This window comes from Specibacter sp. RAF43, from assembly GCF_052114065.1.
Taxonomy (GTDB): Bacteria; Actinomycetota; Actinomycetes; order Actinomycetales; family Micrococcaceae; genus Specibacter.
The window spans coordinates 41,068-57,872 of record NZ_JBFREA010000023.1; the positions used below are offsets into that span (position 1 = coordinate 41,068).

The following is a 16,805-nucleotide window of genomic DNA, read 5'->3' on the forward strand; positions in this document are numbered from 1 at the left end:
ACGACACTCGTCGATTGTCGTCCGGCGTCTCAGGCCAGATTGGTCCAGATTGTCTTCGTTTCCAGATACGACTCCAAATTCGCATGGCCCATGTCGCGGCCATAGCCGGATTGCTTGTACCCGCCGAACGGTGCGGCGGCGTCGGTTGCGCCATACATGTTGATGTAGACGGTGCCGGCCTGAAGCATGTTGGCCAGCCGATTGGCCCGGGTGATGTCCTTCGTCCAGATGCCGGCGGCCAGCCCATACGGGGAATTGTTGGCCCGTTGGGCAATTTCCTCCAAGTTCTCAAATGGTTGGGCAACCACCACCGGACCGAAAATTTCCTCCCGCACTGCCGCAAATGAATCATTGACGTTGGTGAGGATGGTTGGTGCCACGAAATAGCCCTCCGGGTTGGCCGATGCCGGCCGGGCGGATCCGCCGGTCACCGCGGTTGCCCCCATGTCAAGGGCCCCGTCGATGTAGCCCCGGACACGCTCATGCTGCCGCTGGCTGATGAGTGGGCCGAGCTGCGTGGACCGTTCCATCCCGTGCCCGATCGCCAGTGATTGGGCAATCTCACTCATCTGCGAGATGACGTCGTCGAAGACGCCCTTCTCGATGTAGAGCCGCGAGCCGGCCGCACAGGCCTGACCAGCATTGAAAAATATCGCATCGCTGGCGCCTTTCGCGGACACCTCCACCGGACTGTCGGCAAAGACAATATTGGGGCTCTTTCCGCCAAGTTCAAGCGTGACCCGCTTCACCTGGGAAGCGGCGCGTGCCGCGATGCGCTTGCCCACCTCGGTCGAACCGGTGAATGCCACCTTGTCCACCCCTGGGTGATCGACGAGGGCCTCACCGGCTTCGGCCCCGTAGCCGGTGAGCACATTCAAGACGCCCTTGGGGAGGCCGGCCTCAAAGGCGAGCTGTCCCAATCGAAGGCCGGTCAGTGGCGTGTTCTCCGCGGGCTTGAGAATAATCGCGCACCCGGCGGCTAGGGCCGGCGCAATCTTCCAGATGGACATGAGGAGTGGATAGTTCCAGGGAACTATTTGCGCGACGACCCCGACGGGCTCCCGTTCGGTTCGCACCATGGTGTCAGGGATGGAGACGGGGATGGTGTTCCCTTCGATCTTCCCGGACCAGCCCGCAAAGTACTCCAGATGCCTGATGGCCAGCGGGATGTCAACGGACAGGGCCGCCCGGCGCACCTTTCCGCCGTCGAGGACTTCCAGGTCGGCGATCTCCTCCGAGTGCGCCTCAACAAGTCGGGCGAATCGTTCGATGATGCGGCCACGGTCCGGTGCGGTCATCCTTCGCCAGGGCGCGCCCCACTCCATGGCCCGACGAGCCGCCGACACGGCGCGATCCACATCCTCGATGCCTGCCGCGGCCGCCGTGGCAATGACCCGGCCGGTTGCCGGGTCCAGCACGGGAATCGTCTTTCCCGAGATCGGGTCGACCATTTCCCCGTCAATGAACAGCTGGGGCGAGCCGGAGAGGAACGCACGGACTTCCGGGCGCGTCGCATCGGGTACGGCCAATGATGCAGTGGGTGAACTCATGGTTCTCCTCTTTCTAAGCTGGTGGCGCTTTCAATGTCCGCCAATTCTTGTGGATGCGGGAAAAATTCCAAAATTTCCTACTTCGATTCGCGTTACATTAAATCTTTTCAATCACTCATAAACATTTTGGGCACTATTTAATGGGTCTTTTCGAGGCTCACAAGAGCCTTAACAGGATTGCCTGTCCTTGGCCACCTCCGCCGCACATCGTGGCAATGCCGAATTCGACCTGCCGCTGTTCCATCTCTATGGCCAGCGTTTGAATCGTTCGGAAGCCCGATGCCCCCAACGGGTGCCCCAGCGCGATCGCACCGCCGTTGACGTTGACCTGGTCCAGGCCGACGCCAAGTTCCCTCGCCGACGCGAGGACGACCCCGGCGAAGGCCTCGTTGATTTCCCATAGCCCAATGTCCTTGACGGTGAGGTTGGCGGCGGCGAGAAGCCGCTTGGCCGCGGCGGCGGGCTTCAAGTGCAGTGAGGCATCCGGACCGGCCACCGTGGCCCTGGCGACCACTTCCACCATCGGCGTCAGGCCCAGTTCTCGTGCCTTGCCGGCTGCCATCATCACGCCGGCGGCACCGGCGTCCGACATTTGCGAGGCATTTCCTGCCGTGATGGTCCCCCCGTCCGTGAACGCGCTGCGAAGCTGAGCCAGGCGGTCGGGAGTGGTATCTGGGCGGACGCCCTCGTCTGCCGCAACGCGCCCACAGGGGACTATTTCCTTTTTGAATCTTCCATTCGACATGGCCTGGGCTGCGCGTTGATGGCTTTCGTTGGCGAATTCATCCTGGTCAAGGCGCGAGATCCCCAGCCGTTCATTCGCCCGATCCGAAATGGGCCCCATGCCTTCATCCGCCAGCGCACACCACAGACCGTCCCGCACCAGCAGGTCAATCAGGCCGCCGTCTCCGACGCGCTCGGCCTGCCGGACCTGGACCCCGTGCAGGGCGCGGCTCATGGAATCGAATCCGCCAACTACCGCGCTGTCGATTTCACCGCCGCGGATGAGGGTTGCCGCCAGGCCGGTTGCCGTCATGCTGGCCAGGCACACATCGTTCAAGGTCGTGGCCGGCACCGTCATGGGGAGACCGGCCGTGACCGCCGCCGATCGGGCGGGATTCTGTCCGTTCCCGGCTTGGACGACATTTCCGAGGTAGACGTGGTCGGGGATCATGTCTCCAACCGCCTCGAGGGCGCCCGCCACCGCCGTAGCCCCCAGTTCTATTGCCGAAACGTCACGAAGGCCACCATTAAAACGGGCAATGGGCGTCCGCGCCGCCGAGACCAGTACCGGCGTTCTCGTATCCACGCTCATTTGCCTTGATCCCCGTCCAGTTCCATGGTGTAGCACACGGCGGTTCCATCGAGCACGACTACCCCGTCACCCCGCACCACCGTTGTCTGCAGTTCGGTGATGGGCTTGTCCTCCCGGGCCTTGATAACTTCCACGCGGCCGGTAATCACGTCGCCCGGGCGAACGGGGGCCTTGAAGTTCCAGTTGACGCTGAGGAAGACGGTGCCGGGCCCGGGCAGTTCTTCGGCCACCACGGCGTTGAGGATGGCGCTGGTGATGCCTCCCTGCACAACAATTTCACCAAACCGTGATGCCTTGGCGGCTTCAAGGTCATAGTGGAGTGGGTTGCGGTCCCCGCTGATGGCCGTGAAGAGCGCAATGTCCTCGCTGGTCACGGTCCGGGAAAGCTGGGCGGATTGTCCTACTTTAGGGCGAAGGGACAGCAGTGGTGCTTTCATTGTCGATCACGGCCTTCTGGGGTTGGATTGATTTGATGGAGGCGAGTTTCTTCATTGCCAGTACCCCGATCACGGGGCCAGGGAGCAACAGGAGGAAGGCGTACTGCCAGCCGACAGCGCCGGCGAACAGGGGGACGAATTGAATCGAGATGACGGTGAGGAGGAATCCGATGGCCGTCTGGGTCGTCAGGGCGGTACCCAGGTAGCGTCGATTGGCCGATTCGCTCAGGGCCGTTGAGAACACTCCGGAGTCGGCAATGACGGCCGCACCCCACACGAACAGGAAGACAATCATGGCGACGCCATTGGCGCCGAACATCAGTGGTGACGCCAGGCAACAGGCGCCGCTGACGGCTAGGGCAACCGCTGCCGCTTGCGGCCGACCCCATTTGTCGGCCGCCCAGCCACCGATCATGGTCCCGGTGACGCCGCCCAGACCCATCGTGATGAAGACCGTCAGACCGGTTTCGACAACCTGCATGACGCCCCGGCCCTGCTGGCCCATGATGAGGTACATGGGCAGCCACGTCCACAAGGCATAGAGCTCCCACATGTGGCCGAAATATCCGATGTTGGCCAGCCGCGGACCCCGTTCGCGGAACATGGTCATGGAGTAGTTGGCCACCACGGGCGCCGACGTGGAGCCGGTATGGGGGCCGACCCGAATCCAGGCGGTGGCAACGACGGCTGCCACGAGTGCCAGCACGGCGGAGGCCCCCATCACCTGCCTCCACGGCAAGGGTCCGAAGCCGCTAATGAGATGCGGCAGTGCGGAACCCACCGTCAGGGCCCCGATCAGGACGCCGAATGCCTTGCCGCGGCGTTCGGGCTCCGCCCACGAGGCCATGAGCTTCATGCCCACCGGATAGATGCCCGCCAGGAACACACCCGTGAGGAATCTCAGGGCGATGGCCGGCCCAATGCTGTCGACGGAGACGGCCAGCACCCCGGTGGCGGCGGCCGCGCCGATTGCGCACACAGCCAAGAGCCGTTCCGGTCGAAACCTGTCGGACAACTTCAGCACGGTGGAGGCCACGGCGCCCGCCACGAATCCAATTTGCACCGAGGCGGTCAGCCACACGAGCGTGCCGGTACCGATGGACCATTCCCGCTGAAGGGTGGCCCCCACGGCCGTCGCGGAAAACCAGACGGCCAGGCCAAGGACCTGGACCGCGGCGATCAACGATTTCTGGAGCACGGCGGGATGGCGGCTCATGGCGCGGGAGCCTCAAGCGTTCCGGTAGACATGGCGTGTCCTCAGTGAGCGCTGATGGGAGTGAATTGGAGGAGCGCCTGGTGGCCGGTGGCGCCAAGGTGTGGGCTCAGCCTCATGCGCTGGCCGCATGCGACGTCCGCCGGGTCGCAACCGACGATGTTCGTCATAAGTCGCGGCCCCTCGTCCAGTTCCACGAGGGCAAGGACGTAGGGAACATCGGATCCCCAGGCGGCATGGCCGGGTATGCCGACGACGGTGAAGGTCCAGACCCGTCCCAGGCCGGACGCCGCCTGCCACGCCAGATCCTCCGACCAGCAATTGGTGCAAAGGCTGCGGGGATAGTGCTGGAGGTTGGCGCAGTCACCACAGCGCTGCAGGAGCAGGACGCCCTTTGCCGCGGCGTCCCAGTAGGTCCTTGTCAGGGGTGTCCAGACGAATCCCGGCTTCGCTATTTGCCCAGCCTGCACCGCGTTGCTCATGAGTTGCTCCTGCCGAGAATAAGGGCCACTTCTTCGCTCATGGTGGCGCCGTTGCCGGTCACCAGGGCTGTTTCCGGATCCAGGATTTGGCGCTCCCCCGCGGTGTTGCGCAGTTGGTGCACCGCCTCGACGATGTGCCCCATGCCTCCGGCCAGATCGGCCTGGCCGGTTGACAGCTGGCCCCCGTGCGGATTGACGGGCAGGGCGCCGTGGATCGAGAAGTCATGCTGGGCCAGCCAGGGGCCGCCCTCTCCCTTGGCGCAGAACCCGGCGTCTTCGAGCGTGATCGCGACAACGATTGAGTAGCAGTCATAGATGGACAGGAAGCTGATGTCCTCGGCCCCGACCCCGGCCCTCGCATAGGCGCCGGCAATTGCCGGGGCGAGGGGCGAGGTCGTCAGCTGCGGCGCTTGGCTAAGCGCCCGGTGGGTCACCCGTTCGCCGGCTCCGCGGATCCAGACCGGTGCGTGCGGTGCATCGGCGGCTCGCTCCGGTGAGGTCACAATCACCGCCGCCCCACCGCCGCAGGGCATGACGACCTCGAGCAGGTGGAGTGGCGACATGACCATGGGCGAGTTGAGGACGTCATCGACGCCAATGGGCTTGTCGTGAAAGACGGCCGCCTTGTTCAGCATGGCGTTGGCGCGTTGTTTCACCGGGACCATGGCCAGCTGTTCGGCCGTGGTGCCGAACCGTGACATGTGTTGCTGGGCCACCATGGCGTAGGCCTGGTTGGCTCCGCTTCCCCCGTACGGAACGTCAAACTCACGGATGGGGTTGCGATTCGGTGATCTGGGAACGTTGTCCTTGTCGCGGGTGTTGCCCAGCACGCATAGGACCGTGGTGCACATGCCGGCCTGGATGGCCGCGGCTGCCCGCCAGATCATCCCCGCGCCGGTGGCGCCGCCCAGATCGACGATGTCGGCAAAGGAAGGCTGGATCCCCAGGTATTCCGCCACCGTCGCCGGCACATGCTGCGGCGTTTCACCGACGTGGGGTCCCACCATGAGCCCGTCAATGTCCTGCGGGGCAAGCCCGGCGTCAATGAGGGCCAGCCGGGATGCCTTGGCGATCATCTCCAGGGTGGTGCTCCCCGAGGTGGTCCTTTGGGGTGGGAGCTCGACGGCGCCGATGATGGCCGCGGACGGGAAACCGGTCACTTGGATTCTCCAATGGCGATCAGGGCCGACGGATCTTCCATCGAGGACGTATCTCCCGGCGGGTTCCCGAGGTAGACCGAACGGATGACCCGGCGGAGGATTTTTCCGCTGCGAGTCCGCGGCAAGGTGTCCACGACATGGATCTTCTTGGGCTTCAACGGCTTGCCGAGCGCGGACGCCACGGCGCGCTCCACGGCATACGCAATGTCGTGGGCGTTGACCAGGTCGGCCGACGCCACCCGGGCAAACACAACGAGTGATTCACCCTTGATCGCGTCCGGTACCCCGATGGCGGCGGACTCAAGGATCATCGGGAGCGCGTTGACCACGGCCTCGACCTCGGCGGGACCGAGGCGTTTGCCGGCAATCTTGAGCGTGTCGTCGCTTCGGCCCCGGATATACCAAACCCCCTGGTCGGTGATTTCCGCCCAGTCTCCGTGGAACCAGGTACCGGGCCAGCGGTCCCAGTAGGTGTTGAAGTAGCGCCCCGGCGCTCCCCAAAACGTCACGGGCATCCCGGGCGATGGCCGACTCAGGGCCAACTCRCCCAGACCGCAGTCCATGGCGCGGCCGTCGTCGTGAACCACGCGGGCACCCATGCCCGGCAGGGGGCCGGCAAATCCGCACGGGTGAATGGGAAGGGCGGTGAGGTTGGAGAGGATGGCCCCGGACACTTCGGTCCCGCCGCTGTAGTTGATGATGGGCAGCGATGACCCGGTGACCCGCTCAAACACCCAGTCGTAGGCATCGGGCGTCCAGGCCTCGCCACTGGAGGCGATCACCCGCAACGCCCCGAGGTCGATTGTCCCCCCGGTGTCCTGGCTCATGAGGGAACGCACCAACGTCGGGGAAATGCCCAGCATCGTCACGCCCAGGGACCGGACGACGTCCCACATGCGCCCCGGGTGCGGGTAGTCCGGCGACCCCCCGTAGAGCGCAACGCTGCTGCCGGCGATGAGGCCGCCGAGGACCGTGATGGGGCTCATGATCCACCCGGGATCCGTGATCCACATGGCGGTGTCCCTCTCGCCGATGTCAAAACTGAAGGCCGCGTCGCTGCCGGCCTTGACCGCGAAGCCGGCCTGGCTCAGCACCACACCTTTCGGGGCACCCGTGGTTCCCGAGGTGAAGGCAATGAATAGGGGGTGGTCGGAGGGGAGCGCCGCAGCCTCGACCGTCTCATACGTGTCACCGGCGCCCAGGTCTTCCCACCGGACCTCCCCGGGAAGTTGCGGATGATTCAGGCCGGGCGCCAGGTTCACGACGATTGTCACCTTGACCGTTGCGGCGGCCTCGAGGGCCTTGGCCGCCTCGTCGCGGACATTGACCACCTTGCCTCGGCGGTCGAAACCGTTGGCCACGATGTGCGCCACCGCCCCGGCGATGCGCAGCCGGTCCCCAACCGCCGTCGCACCATACCCGGAGAAGATGGGGACGGAAATCGCGCCGATCTTGGCGCACGCCAGCTGTGCGACCGCCGCCTCCCGCACCATGGGCAGCTGGATGCCAACCGTGTCGCCAACACCAATCCCGGCGGCCAGCAGTCCCCGGCAGACCCGGTCGATCTCACGGTCCAGCTCGCTGAAACTCCACTGCCCGCGGGACCCGTCCTCGTCCTCCCACAACAGGGCCGTATGGTTTCCGCGGCCCGCGCGGATCCAACGGTTGACGGCGTTGTCCGTGATGTTGAATTGGCCACCCGTGAACCAACGCGTCGTGTGGGGTTCACTCAGCTGGTCGGCGACGGACTCCGGTGCGGAAATCCAGTCAAGACCCAGCCACGTGGCGACGCTCCCCCAGAACCATTCGGGGTCGGCGTCGGCGCGGGCATTCAGTTCCGGCAGCGTCGCACACCCCGCCCAGGAGGCGAATGCCAGGATGCGGCTCCGGTCGAGCTCGGCGTGGCCCGGGCGCCAAACGGTGTCACTACTCGTCAGCGGGGAAGCCAATGTCATTGCTCGCTCCTAGCGTGAGGCTCTGTGATGTGAATCACGATTTACCTCACTCTAGGTACGGGCCCAGGTGGTGTCTCTGTCCGTTCTAGCGAAGTTTGCGACGCAAATTTGCGTTATGTGCAAAGGCGAAATGCGCGGCAGTCTGCCGCCCCGCCACGGGTGACCGGCGACGTCAGGGGGAGGTTCGCGGTTCCTCCAGCGGCAAGCGCAGGGCCAGTGAAAACAACGTCATGCTGGGAACCTGAAACGGGTCATGGCCGGTCAGTTCGGCGACCCGCTGGAGGCGGTATTTCACGGTGTTCGGCTGAACGTTCAGGAGCGCCGCCGCCTGCGCGAGCTTGTAACCGGACTCGACATACGCCTTGATCGTCGGCAAAAGCTCGGTGTGTCGCCTGGCGTCGTGGGCGGCGAGCGGCCGCGTTGTCTCATCCAGCAGATCCGTCCGGAAGTCACTCCCCCACGCGATCTGGTCCACCAGCGTGTCCGAGAACAAATAGGCCCGCGGGGTTTGGCTGACCTTCGAGAAGGCCACGGCGTTTTGGGCGTCGATGTATGAATGCGGAATTTCACCCAGGCCCTGCCTGGTCCGGCTCGTTGCGACCACGAAGTTCGGAAGGGCCCTGGCAAGCTCATCGAGTTGCGGGCGAATGCGAAGAGGCGCCGTCTGCTCCGCCGCAATCAACACCACGACTTCCTCATCCCGCGTGCCGATGATGGCCGGGCCCACGCCGCCGTCCCGGAACGAGCGACGAACGGTTTCAAGGCAGGTCCGCATCGCGATCGGTCCGTCGCCCGCGCCGGATCGGCGACGAATCAAGACAACAAAATAGGCCGCATCCAAACTTAACTTCAAACGCGCCGCATAGCTCGCCATGCGTGCCGGCTGGTTGCCGGAAATCAGCGCTTCCAGCAGGTCGCGGTGCCCTTTTTCCTGGTCATGGATGAGGCCGGCCGCCTCGTCCAGATACGCGCTCGCCACGGCTGATGAAACGCGGTCGACGTGCCGCATGATCCGACCGGCCAATTCCAAGCCGGCGTGGGGATGATCCCGGACGTGCGGGGATCCTTGCACCTGTTCCCAAACCGTATGGCCCCAAAGGCGGTAGGCGTGAAGGAGTGCCTGAATTGAGACACCCTGCCGGAATCTGCGGATGGCGCTCTCACGGAAAACGTCCAAGCCGTCCGGGCCGCCATCCTCCGTGCCGAAGTCACCGAGCAACATTTGCTCGAAATTCAGCCGGGCGGTGGGTACGACGTCCTGCTCGATGAACCCCTCCGGAAGCGAGCGATATTCAACAATCTCCTCGCGATATCGCCGGGCCAATTGACGGCCGATCTCATCGCCCTTGTCCGCCAGGAACGCGACGAGGGAATCGACCTGGGCGTCATGGGACTGGCCTCCTGAATCGCGCTCCACCTTGCCCCTCCAACTCCCCTGTTGCCGGTACATTCGATGTCAACCCATGGCACGGCCCGGATGACCTGCCCCTTATCGTCGCAGATTCCCGGAGGGAATCCGCAATGAGACGCGGACCCCCTGAAACCCGCTCTGTCGCAGTAATTCCCGCTAGCGCGCCAGCGCCGCCCGGACGGCGGGCAGCATCTCGGTGGCCAACAGCTCGATGGCACGGCCCGCATCGAAGTCGGCATCACGGCCATGCCGATGTTCTCCGGCGACGCTCCGAAGGCGGGACCTGGCCGAACGGGTGTCGGCGCGATGGCCGCCACCCAGGCTTCTTACACCTCAGTCAGCGGATTCAACCGACAGGTCCAGAAGCGCTAAACGACGGCGCTCGTCGGCGCCAAGTGATGAACCATATTCAGAAATGAGTGACCTACGCGCCAACCTGGCCGCCTCGATGCCGTCCCCATCTGCAATTGCTTTGAGCACGGCCCGGTGCACACGGATAAACTCTTCGCGAGTCGCGCCGGTTTCGGGCGTGTTCTGAATGGCGGCTTCAACCAGCTCGACGATGGCGGCGTCTATCACCCCATTGATCAATTCCATCAGGGCGTTCCCGGCGGCGACTCGGATTGCGGCGTGAAATTCGGCATCTGCACGCGCAAATCCGCCGACGTCGTCCGTGTCGGCTTCAACCATCCGCTGGATGGCAGCCCCCATCTGCACGAGATCTTCGTCGGTCCGCAGGTTGGCAGCGAGGAAATTCGATGTCGAACCAGACATGATCCGGTACTCAATGAGATCAACCAGTTTGATCTCCTCGACCCGAACGGCCCCATTGAGCATTCGTGAAATGCCGTGGCTGAGGGACGCTGAGACGCGCGGCCCCTTATGGCTTCCTGGGCTCGTTTTGACAAGACCCATGCTCTCAAGGATCCGCAGCGCCTCCCGGACGGTGGACCGACCGACATTGAACTCCTCAACGAGCGCCCGTTCAGAGGGAAGATTGTCGCCGGCCTTCAAATCACCGGCGTAGATGGCCGCCTCGATCTGGGCGACCACCGCTTCAAAAGCTCGCCCTTTTGTGATCGGCGTGAACATAGAACCCTTTCCGAACGCATAGTCTGGAGCCAACGCTAACAGCTGGTCTGACCAACGTACATGGCTCCAAGAGTGGCGGCCACCGCGACACGGTGAGCATGCGGGACCTGCTCCCCGTCACGAAGGCCTGCCGAGTCCCAGTACGCGCGGAGGACTGGAGCCGAAAAAAATTTTGGCGGACTCCGCATTGGGTCTTGACCCCGGCCACGGAAGGCTGCATGATGAGATCTACGTCATAGCAGCTGGTCGGACCAGACGCTAATAGGCCAGTCCAGCCGGCATTCATTTTGCGATGCCACACACTCTGAGAAAGACCGAGGTCCGGGATGATGACCGCCCTTCAGTCCGCACATGCCACCAAGACGGGGATGCCATTGGCTTCTGGCCGGGAAACTGTTCTTGAATTGCGCGGGGTGTCCGTCGACTACGGCAGCCACCGCGTGCTTGAGGATGTGAATCTCTGCGTTGGGGCGGGCGAGCTCATCGCCTTGCTTGGCCCCAGTGGATCAGGGAAGACAACTATCATCCGAAGCATCGCCGGCTTCATCCAACCCTCCGGTGGTGAAATCGTCTTGCGAGGAAACGATCTCACTGCCATGGCGATCAATCGACGCAATATCGGAATGGTTTTTCAAAGCTACGCCTTGTTCCCCCATATGAGTGTTGCCGAAAACATCGCCTATCCGCTGCGGGTGCAAAGAAAGAGCCGGAATCAGATCCGCAGCCGCGTCGATGAGCTCGTCGAACTCGTTCAGCTCGGCGGACACGCACACAAACGCCCTTCAGGCCTCTCCGGTGGACAACAGCAGCGAGTGGCCCTGGCCCGGGCCCTGGCCATGGATCCGGAGCTGTTGCTGCTGGATGAGCCGCTTTCAAACCTCGACGCCAATCTGCGCCGTCAGGTCGGCGAAGAGATCCGCCGTCTCCAACAGCGGACGGGCACGACGGCGATAATGGTAACGCATGACCGTCAGGAAGCATTCGGCATGGCGGACCGGATCGCCGTGCTGCGCAATGGCCGCATCGAGCAATTGGATACGCCGGATGCCATCTACCGCCGTCCTGCCACAACTTTCATGGCTCGTTTTGTTGGCGATGCCAACCTGATCTCCGGAAAAGTTGTGGCCGCCGACGCCAACGGATCAGATGTCGCGACCGGCCCCGGCCCGATCAGGACGAATGACATTGCCGCGGTTGGCGCGCAAGTAACGCTGCTAATCCGGCCCGAGGACATTCAAATCTCACGCCTCGAGAATGAAGTTGGCGCGCTCCCCGCAACGGTGGATGAAACTTTCTACTACGGCAGCTCGACGGTCGTGCAGTTAACTGCCCACGGCCACTCCCTACAGGCACTGGTAACCGGCGCCCTGGCAAATCGAGTCCGGGCCGGGGATCGCGTGGCGCTCAAGATCACGGCTGCCGATGCTGTCGTAGTTGCCGATGACCCGAGCACGGCGTCGTGACGACGCCAATGCTCGCTGCAGAGCCAAAGACGACGTCGCGGTCCCCTGTGCCGCGCCCGCTTCGCCGTGCCCCCGGCCAACGAACCAAGCAGTCGCTATTGCTGATGGCGCCCATGATGCTTCTCTTCCTGGTCGGCTTCGTTGCACCCCTATTCTTCGTTCTCCGTTTCTCTTTTGAGCATTTCAACGGTGATGCGTCTCAGAGCCGCATGTTCACGGCCGAACAATTCATCGCAGTCTTCACCACGCCGCTCTACGGTGAATTGATCGTTCGAACCTTGGGACTGGCCTTGGCCACTACTGTCATCTCCGCTCTCATCGGTTATCCCCTCGCCCTCGCCATCACGCGCGGGCCGGGGTTCCTCCGCGGCGGCTTGATGGCAATCGTCATGGTGCCGATGCTGACGAGCGTGGTCGTGAAGACCTTCGGCTGGTCGGTGCTCCTCTCGAGCGACGGTTTTCTCCAATCCTCCCTCGATGCCATCGGCCTGTCGTCGGTGAAACTGCTGTTTACGCCAATAGGCATCGTGATCGGGCTGGTGCACACATATTTCCCATTTATGGTGCTCAGCCTCGTCACCGCCGTCGGGGCGATTGATCGGCGTACGGAAGAAGCCGCCGAGTCGCTGGGATCAACACGCACTCGCATCTTTTTCCGCATCACCCTTCCACAATCACTCAACGGACTCGCCGCAGGGTCAGCGCTGACATTCGTCACAAGCATGAGCGCACTCGTCACCCCGCAAATCCTTGGCGGCGGAAAGGTTTCCACGATCGTGACRGTGATTTACCAGCAAGCAACGAGCGCCCAAAACTGGCCGCTGGCCTCCGCACTCGGCGTGGTCCTTCTCGCAATCACCCTGGTGATCCTTATCCTCCAGGCTTGGGCGGTGCGACGTGCAACTCGTTAAGACTTCACGTCGGCGGCAATTCAGGATCGGCTCCACGGTGTTTTGGCTCGCAATACTCGTGATCGTCGCCTTCATCGTGGCACCGCTGGTGGTGGTCGCCGCTTCTTCCATCACGTCGACCGGCTACATCACCTTCCCACCGAAGGGCATTTCGCTCGAGTGGTATGGCAAAGCGGCCCAAGACGYGACCTTTACCGACGCACTGTGGGTCTCCCTCCGCCTCGGAACACTAACGACGATCATCAGTGTCGTTGCCGGAGTGCTCGCAGCCTATGGAATTACCAAAAACAACGGCCGTCTTGGGGCATTTTTTGAACAGGTGTTCCTCTCGCCCATCATGCTTCCAGGAGTCGTGCTGGGGCTGGGCATCCTGTTCGTGCTGTCAGCGTCGGGCTGGCGCGGCACATTCGAAGGTGGTGTCCTGGCCCACGTGATCGTTGCGTGCCCCTTCGTGACGAGGGCCGTGCTGGCAGGACTGCGGCAGCTGGATCCGAGCCTGGAGGAAGCCTCCCGATCCCTCGGAGCCGGCCCGGTCCACACCTTCCTTCGCATTGTCGTCCCATCGGTACGCGGCGCGATCATCGGAGGTGCTGTCTTCGCATTCGTCATCTCCTTCGACGAAGCGGTCGTGACGCTCTTCCTGACCGGACCCAACTTTTCCACCCTCCCTGTCACGATCTTCACCTATGTGCAATATTCCAACGACCCCACCATTGCCGCCGTCTCCACCGTCATTGTCGTATTCTGCGTCATTCTCGTTGGATTGGTTACCCGCAACCCCAAAGGACGACATGACCGCTGAACCCAACGCCCCCTCTCGTCCCGCTGCCATCGTCACCGGGTCATCGTCCGGCATCGGCCGCGCATGCGCTCTTGAGCTCGCCCGTACTGGATGGGACCTCATCGTCCACGGCCGCACGGATGGCGAGGACCTGGCAGAAACGCTTGCGCTCACTCGGGCCTGCGGGGCCCGGGCGGTCGCAGTGCACGTGGACGTCCGCGAAACCAACGCCGCCCAAGAGCTGGTCGATGTGGCGATCGAGAACTTCGGTCGCATTGACGGGGTGGTAAACAACGCCGGAACGGGTCTGACCAAGAGCTTCATTGACATAGCCGACGACGATTGGTCCAGCCTCCTGCAAATGCACCTCCTGTCGGCGGCACGCCTGCTGCGCCTCGCCCACCCCCACCTCGTGGCTACCGGCGGGGCCGCCGTGAACATGTCCAGCCTGGCGAGCAATACCGCCATTCCTGGCCGCACGGCGTATGGAGCAGTGAAAGCCGGCCTCGATGGTTTGACCATGCAGCTCGCTGCTGAGTGGGCTCCGGACGGCGTACGCGTCAACGCGATCGCCCCGGGGACGATTCTCACTCCGCTCGTCACCCGGAACTTTCAACGGGGCCTGCTCGATGAAGGACAGGTGCTCCAACGCACCCCGCTCGGCCGCTTGGGCACGCCGGCGGAAATCGCCAGCGTGGCACGCTTCCTGCTCACCCCTGACTCGTCCTACATCACCGGCCAAACCCTCCGCGTCGACGGCGGATGGTCCATCTGGGGCGGCTGGTCATGAACCGGAGAACAGCAATTGAAATCCGTAACGACGTCGTCACCGGCCAGCGGACGGCCACGGAGGTCCTGGATGAGACACTCGCAGCGATCACCGCAAACGATGACCGGCTCCACTCATTCCTCACCGTCGACGAGCCACACGCCCGCGAACAGGTTGCAGCCCTCGAACGCCGTCGACGAGCCGGGGAATCGCCGGGACCGCTGTGGGGCGTTCCGTTCTCGGTCAAGGACACCTACGACACCGCGGGCGTGCGCACTACCTACGGCTCGAGGGTCTTTGCAGACCACGTCCCCACGAAGGACGCGGAATTCGTACGGCGCATCCGTCATGCGGGCGGCATTCTCGTTGGCAAGACCAACACCCCGGAATTCGCAATCTACATTCGATCGACCAACGACTTGCAGCCGGAGACCGTGAACCCGTGGGACCCCAGCCGCACGTGCGGCGGCTCCAGCGGTGGTGCTGCGGCGTCGATCGGTGCCGGCCTGACAACGATCGCCGTCGGAAGTGACGGTGGCGGCTCCATCCGGATCCCAGCCGCCTTATGTGGCTGCGTTGGGCTCATGCCCTCACGCGGTGCCCTGCCACGCACAGGTGGCCGCATTGGCACCCGACGCTTCTCCTCCGCCGGCCCCATGGCCCTCGACGCACTCGACGCCCAGCTGTTGTACCAAGTAATGGCGGGCCCGTTCGCGCCAGACGGTCTCAGCCGCGGACTCTCACCCACCGGTCTCCGCCACGGCTCAGGTTTCCCGGCCAGCCCCCGGATGCGCTGGATCGGTGACAGCGGAATCCCCGGCGCGGAGGCCGACGTCGTCTCCTCGGTTCACGTCGCGGCCCTCGCATTCGCCCGGTCCCACGGCGGAAACCTCGAAGAGGCGGACGGGATCATGGACGCGAGCCGGTTCAGCGGCGCATTCTACGACATGATGCAGGCAGATCGCCTCTCAACCGGCGGCAGGGACTTGTACGAGGACCCCGAAACCAACGCGCTTCTGACCGACTACAGCCGCCACCAATTCCAGAAAGCGTCGACCGTTACCGGTCTCGCCTACTCGGCCGGCGTCGAGATGCAACTGGCAGCCCTGGAGTACATGGAGGGACTCCTCGACGGCGTTGACCTGCTGGTGACGCCTACCGTCGCCTTTGTGGCACCCGAAATCCCCAGCGGCGATATGGCACTCCCCGAGGACGCCCGGCGCGGCTTCGTCGCCTTCACCTACCTCATGAACTACACCGGCCTGCCCGCGGTCACGGTTCCCTGTGGCGTCGTACGGGGCCTGCCGGTCGGCATGCAGCTGATCGGACGCCCAGGTTCGGAGGAACTGTTGTTGGGCTACGCCGCGAGGTTTCAGGACAGGGTTTACCGACTCCCCACCGCACCTGGCCGCCCAGATTTTGCAGCCCCTCTCACGTTAGGAACCACGCGATGACCACACCCGTCCTTCTCACCTTCGACATGGACGCCGAGCAGCTCTGGATCGCCCGTGATCCCGACAGCGCCACGAAGCCTGTGTGGATTTCGCAGGGCCAGTATGGCCCGAAGGTCGGCCTTCCGCGCATCCTCTCGCTCTTGAAAAAGTACGATGTCGCCGCTACTTTTTTCATCCCCGGTCTCGTCGTGGAAAACTACCCAAGGGAGATCGAAGCCATCCTTGAGGCGGGCATCGAGATAGAACACCACAGCCATACACACCAGTGGTCGGACAGCTTGGGCCCCGAGGCCGAGCTGGAGGAATTTCAAAAGGGCTGGGACGCGATCGTCGCCGCAACGGGCCGGAAGCCTCGCGGCTGGCGCTCGCCGGCCGGTGAACTCACGCGGCACTCCGTCCGCTACATGGAGCAGTTCGGGATGACATTTTCTTCGAACTTGTTCGATTCCGATACGGCGCACCTGCTAACGGACCAGGGACGGCGAACCCGCATTGTCGAACTACCCTTCGCGTGGGTCCTCGATGATGCACCCTTCTTCCTCTACAGCAATCGCCTCCCCGGCAGGACCATGTCGGCACCATCCGCCGTCTCAGAATCTTGGATCCTCGAGTACGACGGGATCTCCCGTGAAGAAGGTACCCACTTCATGCTCGGAATGCACCCGCAGGTCATTGGCCGCCACTCTCGGCTTTGGGCACTCGAGCAAACCATCGCACACATCCTGGAGTCGGGTACCGGTGAATTCACGACGTGCGCCGCCTATGCCGACCGGGTGCTTCCTGCGCTCCTTGCCGACGATCTCCTCCTGTGA

The 16,805-nt window shown here is 63.6% G+C and carries 15 protein-coding genes; 6 read left to right on the top strand and 9 right to left on the bottom strand.

Going from position 1 to position 16,805, the window contains the following annotated elements:
• Positions 1 to 29: 29 nt before the first annotated feature.
• From AB4Y80_RS12865 to AB4Y80_RS12905, 9 genes are all read right to left on the bottom strand, one after another.
• Positions 30 to 1,550 carry an aldehyde dehydrogenase family protein gene (locus AB4Y80_RS12865; RefSeq protein ID WP_442214605.1) on the bottom strand — a complete coding sequence of 507 codons (1,521 nt, stop codon included), beginning with the start codon at positions 1,548 to 1,550 and terminating at the stop codon, positions 30 to 32.
• Between the two features lie 157 nt (positions 1,551 to 1,707).
• Positions 1,708 to 2,865: an acetyl-CoA C-acyltransferase gene (locus tag AB4Y80_RS12870; protein ID WP_442214606.1), complete on the bottom strand. Its 1,158-nt coding sequence runs from the start codon at positions 2,863 to 2,865 to the stop codon at positions 1,708 to 1,710.
• A complete protein-coding gene (locus tag AB4Y80_RS12875) occupies positions 2,862 to 3,302 on the bottom strand; it encodes a MaoC family dehydratase (RefSeq protein ID WP_442214607.1) in 441 nt (146 codons plus the stop codon). Before AB4Y80_RS12875 ends, AB4Y80_RS12870 begins: the two co-directional genes overlap by 4 nt.
• Positions 3,271 to 4,518 (bottom strand): MFS transporter, encoded by a 1,248-nt coding sequence (locus AB4Y80_RS12880; RefSeq protein ID WP_442214609.1) that lies wholly within the window; start codon positions 4,516 to 4,518, stop codon positions 3,271 to 3,273. Before AB4Y80_RS12880 ends, AB4Y80_RS12875 begins: the two co-directional genes overlap by 32 nt.
• Positions 4,519 to 4,559: 41 nt before the next feature.
• On the bottom strand, positions 4,560 to 4,997 hold the full coding sequence (locus AB4Y80_RS12885; protein ID WP_442214610.1) for a Zn-ribbon domain-containing OB-fold protein: 438 nt from the start codon (positions 4,995 to 4,997) through the stop codon (positions 4,560 to 4,562).
• Positions 4,994 to 6,157 (bottom strand): thiolase family protein, encoded by a 1,164-nt coding sequence (locus tag AB4Y80_RS12890; RefSeq protein WP_442214611.1) that lies wholly within the window; start codon positions 6,155 to 6,157, stop codon positions 4,994 to 4,996. Before AB4Y80_RS12890 ends, AB4Y80_RS12885 begins: the two co-directional genes overlap by 4 nt.
• The gene (locus AB4Y80_RS12895; RefSeq protein ID WP_442214612.1) at positions 6,154 to 8,112 is read right to left on the bottom strand and encodes an AMP-binding protein; all 1,959 of its coding nucleotides are present in this window, start codon (positions 8,110 to 8,112) and stop codon (positions 6,154 to 6,156) included. The genes AB4Y80_RS12890 and AB4Y80_RS12895 overlap by 4 nt, the downstream gene beginning before the upstream one ends.
• A 172-nt stretch (positions 8,113 to 8,284) precedes the next feature.
• Positions 8,285 to 9,529 carry a PucR family transcriptional regulator gene (locus AB4Y80_RS12900; RefSeq protein WP_442214613.1) on the bottom strand — a complete coding sequence of 415 codons (1,245 nt, stop codon included), beginning with the start codon at positions 9,527 to 9,529 and terminating at the stop codon, positions 8,285 to 8,287.
• Positions 9,530 to 9,856: 327 nt separating this feature from the next.
• The gene (locus AB4Y80_RS12905) at positions 9,857 to 10,615 is read right to left on the bottom strand and encodes a FadR/GntR family transcriptional regulator (RefSeq protein WP_442214614.1); all 759 of its coding nucleotides are present in this window, start codon (positions 10,613 to 10,615) and stop codon (positions 9,857 to 9,859) included.
• 329 nt (positions 10,616 to 10,944) lie between these two features.
• Between AB4Y80_RS12905 and AB4Y80_RS12910 the strand changes: the two genes are divergently transcribed.
• The 6 genes from AB4Y80_RS12910 to AB4Y80_RS12935 all read left to right on the top strand — a co-directional run bounded on the left by AB4Y80_RS12910 (position 10,945) and on the right by AB4Y80_RS12935 (position 16,805).
• A complete protein-coding gene (locus AB4Y80_RS12910; protein WP_442214615.1) occupies positions 10,945 to 12,078 on the top strand; it encodes an ABC transporter ATP-binding protein in 1,134 nt (377 codons plus the stop codon).
• Between the two features lie 116 nt (positions 12,079 to 12,194).
• Positions 12,195 to 12,989, top strand: coding sequence for an ABC transporter permease (locus AB4Y80_RS12915; protein ID WP_442214616.1), 795 nt, complete (start codon positions 12,195 to 12,197; stop codon positions 12,987 to 12,989).
• Positions 12,976 to 13,791: an ABC transporter permease gene (locus AB4Y80_RS12920; protein WP_442214618.1), complete on the top strand. Its 816-nt coding sequence runs from the start codon at positions 12,976 to 12,978 to the stop codon at positions 13,789 to 13,791. Before AB4Y80_RS12915 ends, AB4Y80_RS12920 begins: the two co-directional genes overlap by 14 nt.
• Complete coding sequence (locus AB4Y80_RS12925) at positions 13,781 to 14,560, top strand: SDR family NAD(P)-dependent oxidoreductase (RefSeq protein WP_442214619.1); 780 nt, start codon at positions 13,781 to 13,783, stop codon at positions 14,558 to 14,560. Before AB4Y80_RS12920 ends, AB4Y80_RS12925 begins: the two co-directional genes overlap by 11 nt.
• Positions 14,557 to 15,993: an amidase gene (locus AB4Y80_RS12930; protein ID WP_442214620.1), complete on the top strand. Its 1,437-nt coding sequence runs from the start codon at positions 14,557 to 14,559 to the stop codon at positions 15,991 to 15,993. The genes AB4Y80_RS12925 and AB4Y80_RS12930 overlap by 4 nt, the downstream gene beginning before the upstream one ends.
• Entirely contained in the window at positions 15,990 to 16,805 is an 816-nt protein-coding gene (locus tag AB4Y80_RS12935) for a polysaccharide deacetylase family protein (RefSeq protein ID WP_442214621.1), read from the top strand. The genes AB4Y80_RS12930 and AB4Y80_RS12935 overlap by 4 nt, the downstream gene beginning before the upstream one ends.

What these genes read in the sequence shown, in the direction of transcription:
- AB4Y80_RS12870 (WP_442214606.1), bottom strand. Translation starts at nt 2,865, where the DNA reads ATGAGCGTGGATACGAGAACGCCGGTACTGGTCTCGGCGGCGCGGACG.
- AB4Y80_RS12885 (WP_442214610.1), bottom strand. Translation starts at nt 4,997, where the DNA reads ATGAGCAACGCGGTGCAGGCTGGGCAAATAGCGAAGCCGGGATTCGTC.
- AB4Y80_RS12930 (WP_442214620.1), top strand. Translation starts at nt 14,557, where the DNA reads ATGAACCGGAGAACAGCAATTGAAATCCGTAACGACGTCGTCACCGGC.
- AB4Y80_RS12865 (WP_442214605.1), bottom strand. Translation starts at nt 1,550, where the DNA reads ATGAGTTCACCCACTGCATCATTGGCCGTACCCGATGCGACGCGCCCG.
- AB4Y80_RS12880 (WP_442214609.1), bottom strand. Translation starts at nt 4,518, where the DNA reads ATGAGCCGCCATCCCGCCGTGCTCCAGAAATCGTTGATCGCCGCGGTC.
- AB4Y80_RS12925 (WP_442214619.1), top strand. Translation starts at nt 13,781, where the DNA reads ATGACCGCTGAACCCAACGCCCCCTCTCGTCCCGCTGCCATCGTCACC.
- AB4Y80_RS12905 (WP_442214614.1), bottom strand. Translation starts at nt 10,615, where the DNA reads ATGTTCACGCCGATCACAAAAGGGCGAGCTTTTGAAGCGGTGGTCGCC.
- AB4Y80_RS12875 (WP_442214607.1), bottom strand. Translation starts at nt 3,302, where the DNA reads ATGAAAGCACCACTGCTGTCCCTTCGCCCTAAAGTAGGACAATCCGCC.
- AB4Y80_RS12935 (WP_442214621.1), top strand. Translation starts at nt 15,990, where the DNA reads ATGACCACACCCGTCCTTCTCACCTTCGACATGGACGCCGAGCAGCTC.
- AB4Y80_RS12910 (WP_442214615.1), top strand. Translation starts at nt 10,945, where the DNA reads ATGACCGCCCTTCAGTCCGCACATGCCACCAAGACGGGGATGCCATTG.